Annotated in this window: 4 protein-coding genes; 1 reads left to right on the top strand and 3 read right to left on the bottom strand. The window is 37.3% G+C overall.

The annotated features are described in order from the left end of the window. From V7659_RS23545 to refZ, 3 genes are all read right to left on the bottom strand, one after another. On the bottom strand, positions 1–864 hold an 864-nt coding region (locus tag V7659_RS23545), incomplete at its 3' end, for a cysteine desulfurase family protein (RefSeq protein ID WP_335542589.1). 124 nt (positions 865–988) lie between these two features. Further along, positions 989–2,677: a septation ring formation regulator EzrA gene (gene ezrA / locus V7659_RS23540; protein ID WP_335542588.1), complete on the bottom strand. Its 1,689-nt coding sequence runs from the start codon at positions 2,675–2,677 to the stop codon at positions 989–991. Between the two features lie 170 nt (positions 2,678–2,847). Further along, entirely contained in the window at positions 2,848–3,480 is a 633-nt protein-coding gene (refZ, locus tag V7659_RS23535; RefSeq protein ID WP_283875421.1) for a forespore capture DNA-binding protein RefZ, read from the bottom strand. Between the two features lie 157 nt (positions 3,481–3,637). Here refZ and V7659_RS23530 point away from each other — a divergent pair, with 157 nt between their 5' ends. Then, positions 3,638–4,120 carry a GAF domain-containing protein gene (locus V7659_RS23530; protein WP_335542587.1) on the top strand — a complete coding sequence of 161 codons (483 nt, stop codon included), beginning with the start codon at positions 3,638–3,640 and terminating at the stop codon, positions 4,118–4,120. The last annotated feature ends 163 nt before the right edge of the window (positions 4,121–4,283 follow it).

Below are 4,283 nucleotides of genomic sequence, written 5' to 3'. Positions count from 1 at the left end.
ATTTTCATGTGGCGTATGAATTTGAACATCCTCTATTTCAGTTAATCCATTCCTGAGCATCTTTTGGATCCTCTTCATTCTTGCTAACCCGGTTTCAGCTTTCGTTAATGTCATTCTAAGTGCTTTTGCCATGGCAACAGCTCCTGCCACATTTTCAGTACCGCTCCGGAGTTTCCGTTCCTGATTTCCACCAGAAAATAATGGAGCAAGTCTTGTACCTTCACGAATATAAAGGGCACCAGTACCCTTTAAACCATGAAATTTATGGCCAGAAATCGAGCAAAAATCCACTCTACTTTCCTTGAGTGAAAAGGGAAGTTTCCCAATGCTTTGAACAGCATCAACATGAAATAAAATCGCAGGATGGTTTATTAATAGTTCACCAATTTCTTCAATCGGCTGAACCGTTCCCACTTCATTATTCACATGCATAATCGAAATTAAAATGGTATCTTTCCTAATCGCGCTTTCAAGATCGGCGACACTAATTCTTCCATGCTCATCAACAGGCAGGTAGGTGACCTCGAACCCCTCCTGTTCAAGCTGTTCCATTGCAGATTGAACCGATGGATGCTCTATACTTGATGTAATCAAGTGGCGTCCTTTATTTTTATGCAATAACGCAGTCCCTTTAATTGCTAAGTTATTTCCTTCTGTGCCACCTGAGGTAAAATAAATCTCGGAGGGCTTCACCTTTAGGAGTTTGCTTACCTGTTCCCGTGCCTGTGATAACAACTTTTCTGCTTGTGCCCCCATATTGTGTAGTGAGGACGGATTCCCATAATATTCACTAGACACCGTAACGAAAGAATCCAACACTTCTTTAAACGGTTTTGTCGTTGCACTATTATCTAAATAAATCATTTTTTTCTCCTCCGAACTTCCGAACCATTGGACTTACAAAAATAAATCTTATCATAAAGATATATAAAAAGGAAAAACAAAAAACCGATTCAGCCAAAGTGTGCACTGATCGGTTTTTGGTTATTTATTCACTAACAAAAGAGGCTTTTATTTTTTTCAATGCGTCTGGATCAATAATATCTAGTGTTGCTGCCGCTTGTTCAAGAGCCTGTTGGTAATCATAGTGTCTAAACGCAATTTCTGCTTCCGATAAGCCTTTAGCTACTGCTGGGTACTGGGTTTTGTATCGATTCCCATATTGAATAGCTTTTTCGGCAAGCATCACATTTTCTAATAGCTCAATCGTTGAATTAGTAAGTTTATCCACTGTTAGAACAGCTATTTCTAAATACTGATTTAAGGCAGAAATGTTAAGCGGTTTTTCTTCAAGTTGGTATTTCACATTTTGAATACTCTCATTTGTATCCTCAAACAAATACTTATAATCCTCTGGTAAGCCTGGGACGTTGCTCTTCGTCACGAGACGAACGGTCTCTCCTACCTTTTTGGTAAGTTCTTTAAGTTTTTCTCTTGCTTCAAATTCATCTTTCCTAAGGGCTTGGAGTTTTAAAGCAAAATCTTGCTGTCCCTCACGGATAATATCCAGCTGTTCTTTAATCTGAGCCAACTCTTCGCTTATCACGCTTTGTGCTATTTCGTTTACTTTTACTTTTTCTATTAGGATTTCAAAATGTTTATAGACAGTGGAAAGTTCTTTTTCCAGATGACGCTGTGTTTCAAAATCACTATCAGACAACTGATAACTTTCTTGAACATGAAAGAGTTCACTTGATAGATGACTATTTTCCTCATGGGCGGATAGAAGAAGATCACTTGTAATTTGTTCATTTTTTAAGACAAAATGCTTAGCGTGAACTTCTTTTTCCAATAGATCGAAAAGGATATCGATTCTTTCCTTTACTTCTGTTATTCCTTCCACTGCCTCGTCAATCTTCGTTGCTTCGATGAGTACTAAATTCTCAGACAGCTTTTCCTCTAACCGCTTTAGCTCTTGTTCCACATTGATATGTTCTAAGTAATATTCTTGGCCAGACATTTCACGGTACCCTTCAAGGATATCGGACAGCTGATTCGGAAGAAGCGATTGACATTCAATTAATAACTGCGGGATTAAGTCCATATCTTTCTTAATCGTTCCCAGCTGACTTTGAATCGACAAAACTACTTCACGGGCTTCAAGATAATTACCATGTTCCGTTTTTTCATCAAATTCCTGAAATTTTTGTGATACGTCATTAAGCTGTTCTTCTAAAGACTTTTCTGAACTGCCAAAGCTGTGGCGGTGGGCAAGCAGCATTTTCTTTGATTCCCGATACTGCTCTTTTAATTCCTCAATTTCAACACGGTTCTTTTCCTCGCTGCCAACCAGTTCATGTAACTCTTCTAAAATACTTTTTATCTGATCCTCTGTTTCTTGTAACTTCCCTGCAATGGCTAGTTGGACACCTTTTGCTTTATTAAAACGATACCGATCTATGTACTCTTCTGCATCAAAAAGCATTTCTTCTAAATTAGGAAGTTGCACCGTAACAACCTCGTCCCACTGATTTCGCCAACGTTCGAAAAGCTCTTCCGTTTGTCCTGTCATATTAAGAAGCTTAACCTTTGACATTTCATCCAGTACTGGACGATTCATTAAATCGATTTTCCATGCTTCCAATCGATCCATTTCCTTAAAGTACTTTTTCTTAATTAGATACCCTACTACAAATAAGGCCAGTATTAGGATAAAAAATCCAATGAAAAATTTCACAAGTAAGCCCCCTATTTCCAAAAACATTCTTTCCATGTGCAGTTGTCGTACATCTATTTTAAATAAATCATATAGTGTTCTGTTCAATGCTATTATGATACCATGTAAACGACATTTTTTGACTATTAATTTCATTTTTTTTGTAAAATAAAAAAAAATAGCGATTGCCGCTATTTGACGACTGCACCCATTTTCATTGGCACATCTGAGCATAAAGTTTTTTCAATCCACGAATTAATATCCTTTAAATATTTCTGTTCAAAAAATGGTTCATTAGGAAATACGTACAGCACTTCCCTCATATAGTGAGTATTCATAAATGGCATCATGAGTAATCCTTTTAACTGGATGATTAAATAAGGAATCGAATGGGGGCGGAATTCATTCCATTCAAAACCTCTTTCAAAGATTAATTGAAAATAGTATTTTTCTTTTAGTAAGTATGTTGACATAATCTCTCGTACTATTTGTGAGTCCATCGACATTTCTCGGTAGACCAAACTAGCCAATTTACTATTTTCACATTGATAGTGTAATAAATCCGCAACAATTCGTTTTAAACATTCCTTTGCTCCCTTTTCAATGGATGCATAGGCTTCTTCCATCTTACTAATATATTGTTCAAAAAAATGGGTAAAGCAATATTCTAATAGACCTGGTTTGTTTTCAAAATGGTAGGCAATTGTTGCCGTATTTACGTTAGCCAGACGGGCGATATCCCTTATGGACGTTCCTGTGTAACCATTGGACTTAAACAATGTGATAGCAGCCTTTACAATAGCTTCTTTAGCATTTTTCTTCATAAAATGGCCCCTTTCTGGAATACCCGATAATCCCCTTACTTAAAAATTCTTTGTTACACGACAGATTCCTTTATAAAAATATCGACAAAGTCTGCTTATATTCTTTTAAATTTGATAAAATACTTATATTAAATTGTTGAAACAAAGGGGAAAAATCATGTTTAACGTCGAAATGTATACAGGAAGCCGCGAAGAAAATTATAATCTTGTCATAAAGCAGTTGCATGCTCTCATTCACGATGAGGAGAATCCAATCGCCAATCTCAGCAATGCAAGTGCCATGCTGAACCAATTTCTTGATCGAATCAATTGGGTTGGATTTTATTTAATGGATAAAAACCAACAACTTGTTTTGGGACCATTCCAAGGTCTTCCTGCTTGTGTCCGAATTCCGGTTGGCAAGGGTGTGTGCGGAACGGCTGCCTTAAAACAGGAAACGGTTCTAGTCGCTGATGTTCATCTGTTTCCAGGTCACATTGCCTGTGATGCCGCGTCCCAATCAGAAATCGTCGTTCCGATAATAAAGGGTGGGGAGCTTTTTGGTGTTCTTGATATTGATTCACCCGAAAAGAACCGGTTTGATGAGTTGGATCAACAAAAACTGGAAGAATTTGTGGCTGTTCTTGTTGACCATATATAGAAAAGAGCACAGAGGAAGTTTCTGAACTGTAACCCTTAATATGGACAGTTTAAAAAAGAGCTTATGCAGTTAACAGATGACCTCGGTATTGAGCGAGGGCACTGAAAAAGTACATTTAAAAAAGGCAATTGAAAGTGATTTAATCAAACTTTCAACTGCCTTT

Origin of the sequence: Neobacillus drentensis (assembly GCF_036966985.1) — a bacterium.
Taxonomy (GTDB): domain Bacteria; phylum Bacillota; class Bacilli; order Bacillales; family Cytobacillaceae; genus Neobacillus; species Neobacillus drentensis_E.
Note: the sequence above shows the minus strand (reverse complement) of the source record. Positions and strands in the feature narration are given on the sequence as shown.

Coding starts and splice junctions, on each gene's coding strand:
- V7659_RS23530 (WP_335542587.1), top strand. CDS start 3,638: ATGTTTAACGTCGAAATGTATACAGGAAGCCGCGAAGAAAATTATAAT.
- refZ (WP_283875421.1), bottom strand. CDS start 3,480: ATGAAGAAAAATGCTAAAGAAGCTATTGTAAAGGCTGCTATCACATTG.